This is a genomic window from Treponema sp. UBA785 (assembly GCF_002297065.1).
In the GTDB taxonomy this organism is placed as follows: domain Bacteria; phylum Spirochaetota; class Spirochaetia; order Treponematales; family Treponemataceae; genus Treponema_D.
On the sequence record NZ_DBJD01000002.1, the window covers coordinates 31,697 to 34,675 of the forward strand.

4 protein-coding genes are annotated in these 2,979 nt (G+C 39.9%); all 4 read right to left on the bottom strand.

Translation table 11 applies throughout. From position 1 onward, the window contains the following. Nucleotides 1–53 precede the first annotated feature (53 nt). Nucleotides 54–794: an amino acid ABC transporter ATP-binding protein gene (locus tag B2X33_RS00155; protein ID WP_296017252.1), complete on the bottom strand. Its 741-nt coding sequence runs from the start codon at nt 792–794 to the stop codon at nt 54–56. After that, nucleotides 781–1,455: an amino acid ABC transporter permease gene (locus tag B2X33_RS00160; protein WP_296017223.1), complete on the bottom strand. Its 675-nt coding sequence runs from the start codon at nt 1,453–1,455 to the stop codon at nt 781–783. The genes B2X33_RS00155 and B2X33_RS00160 overlap by 14 nt, the downstream gene beginning before the upstream one ends. A gap of 346 nt (nt 1,456–1,801) precedes the next feature. Further along, a complete protein-coding gene (locus B2X33_RS00165) occupies nt 1,802–2,566 on the bottom strand; it encodes a transporter substrate-binding domain-containing protein (protein ID WP_296666540.1) in 765 nt (254 codons plus the stop codon). A 91-nt stretch (nt 2,567–2,657) separates the two neighbouring features. Continuing rightward, on the bottom strand, nt 2,658–2,979 hold a 322-nt coding region (locus tag B2X33_RS00170; RefSeq protein ID WP_296666542.1), incomplete at its 5' end, for a glycogen/starch/alpha-glucan phosphorylase.

Below are 2,979 nucleotides of genomic sequence, written 5' to 3' on the forward strand. Positions count from 1 at the left end.
TCAGTTTTAGAATTGACTTTTTAAGTTGTTTAGCAACATTTTAGCAAAATCTGCTACAAAACTTTTTCCAAAAAACTCTGAGTTCGTTTTTCTTTCGGATTTTTTAAAACTTCTTCTGGAGTTCCCTGTTCAATTATAAAACCGCAGTCCATAAAAACAACGCGGTCTGCAACTTCGCGGGCAAATCCCATTTCGTGCGTTACAACAACCATTGTCATTCCTCCGCGGGCAAGCTCCTTCATAACTTCCAAAACCTCGCCAACCATTTCGGGGTCAAGGGCGCTCGTCGGTTCGTCAAAAAGCAAAATTTGAGGATTCATTGCAAGAGAACGCGCGATCGCAACACGCTGCTTTTGACCGCCAGAAAGCTGCTGCGGATGTGCAAAAGCCTTTGACTCAAGTCCAACGCGTTTAAGAAGTTTCATTCCTTCAATTTTTGCCTTTTCCTTTGACATTTTTTTTAGCTCAACAGGAGCAAGCATAAGATTGCTGATGATATTCATATTTGAAAAAAGATTAAAATGCTGAAAAACCATTCCGATATTTTCGCGCACCTTATTCAAATTTACTTTTTTGTCGGTAATATCCGTATCGTTTACAATAATTTTTCCGCTTGTCGGCTCTTCAAGATGATTCAGACATCGCAAAAAAGTCGATTTTCCAGAACCAGACGGCCCGATTATGCAGACAACCTCGCCTTCGTGAACATCCAGCGAAATATCTTTTAAAACTTCCAAATTACCAAAATTTTTCCGAAGATTTTCAACGTGAATTTTTACTTTATCGCTCAACATTTCGCTTTAATCTCCTTTCAATAATCTTTGCAATTTTGCTCAGAGAAACAATTACGACCATGTACATAATTCCAACGATTGCCCAAGTCTGAAGCGATTTAAAAGTATTGCCGCTGATTGTCTTTCCCATGTTTGTAAGCTCAGGATAACCAATTACGGACAAAATCGATGTATCTTTTAAGGTGATTATAAACTGATTTATAATTGAAGGAATCATTACCCTAAAAGCCTGCGGCAAAATTACACGGCGCATTGTTGTTGCATAAGAAAGCCCAAGACTTCGCCCCGCTTCCATCTGCCCGACATCAATTGACTCGATTCCTGCGCGAAAAATTTCCGCCATATAAGCGCCACAGTTCATCGCCAGCGCAATCGTACCAGCCTGCAAGGCCGGAAGCCTAAAATTGTTCACCCCAGCCAGCCTAAAAGCCTGAGGCACGCCAAAATAAATAAAATACGCCAGAACAATCAACGGAACGCCACGCACTGCATCGACATAAACCGAACCAATAACATTCAAAATTTTACTGCTGCTTACATTGCACAAAGCAAAAATAAGACCAATAACCATTGCAAAAAGCAACGCCCACAGACAAAGAACCAGCGTATAGCCAAGTGAACGCAAAAGCATCAGCGAATAAACCTGAAGAATCGAAATCAAAATGCAACCTCAAAAAACTAGTGTCGGGCAAACCCCATATTTTCTACTATAGTATAACGGAAAATCCGCCATTTCTCAATCTAAAAGATGCACGATTTTGGGGCCATTTTTGCTAGCGCAAAAACCGCGCTTTCCGTACTTCCGCGTCTCCGCGCTCCATTGTTTTGCGCTGCAAAACAACACCTTCGGCGATACTCCAATCGCTTGTCCAGCGAACAAATTTTACAAAGGCATAAAAAAAAGGACTGCAAAAACAATATTCGAGCAAAAAGAACAATTTTTAAATTGCTCCTTAATCGCTTCAAACAAGTTTTTAAACAGTCCCTTTTTGCAGTAAATGCAAAAACTATTTCAAGTATTTATCAAGAATTGCCTGATAAGTTCCGTTTTCTTTAATATTTTTAAGTCCGGCATTGAACATATCGAGCAACGGCTGGTTTGCTTTGTTCATAATTGCAAAGCCGTATGGAGCGCCTTTGCTTTCCATTCCAGCAGGAATTTTGAGGGCAAGTCCTCCAGTCTTTATGTTATCTGCCATAATTGGAGTATCTTCAACACAGGCAGCGCTGTTTCCTAGGATTACATCCTGATACATTGTCGGAGAATCTTCAAAAACTGTTACCTTAAAGCCATATTTATCTTTGAGAGAATTTGCAAAGTCTGCGCCGGCAGTTCCGTTTTTAACAGCAACATTTTTTCCAGCAAGGTCAGCAAAAGATGCAATTAAACTGTCTTTTGCAACTACAAAAGTCTGAGTTGCGTCATAATATCCGTCAGAAAAAATCCAGCCACTGTCAATTCTTTCCTGTTTGATTGTTGCGCCAGCAATAAGAGCGTCAGCCTGTCCAACCTGAACAGCAGCTACACCAGCATCCCAACCAAGCGACTGAAGGTCGTAGTCAAAACCCTGATCTTTTGCAATCGCAGCAAGAATATCAACGTCAATACCAACAAATTCATTTTTTTCGTTAGTGTATTCAAACGGACGGAATACTGTATCTGTAGCAACAATCCAAACTTTTTTGCCGGCAGCCTTGTCTTTTTTAGAACAGCCAGTAAAAAGCGAAGCGGCGGCAACCACTGCCAAAACAACACTTAAAACTTTTTTCATAAAAGTCCTCCAAAATAAAAAACTTTTAAAATTATAAAGAAATTTTTTTTGTAATTCAACAAAAAGTATTTACAAAATTTTTTGCAATCGCTTATTTCACATCGCTGTCAGCAACTTCAACTTTTCTCAAATGCCAAATATCGCGGACATAATCTTCAATTGTTCGGTCTGAAGAGAATTTTCCGCTGTTGGCTATGTTGATTAAAGTTTTTCGCGCCCAAGCTTTTTTGTCGGCATAAGCTTTTGCAATTTCTTCCTGAGCTTTGCAGTAAAGCTCAAAATCTGCAAGAACGTAATAAACGTCTGGACGCTGGCCTTCAACTCCGTAAACAAGAGAATCGTGTATTTCCTTAAAAATCTGATGGCTTGGATCGTAAGTGCCGTCAACCAACTGACCGACAACTTTTGCAAGA

Excerpts from the sequence above, each read along its gene's own strand:
- B2X33_RS00155 (WP_296017252.1), bottom strand. The coding sequence starts at position 794 with ATGTTGAGCGATAAAGTAAAAATTCACGTTGAAAATCTTCGGAAAAAT.
- B2X33_RS00165 (WP_296666540.1), bottom strand. The coding sequence starts at position 2,566 with ATGAAAAAAGTTTTAAGTGTTGTTTTGGCAGTGGTTGCCGCCGCTTCG.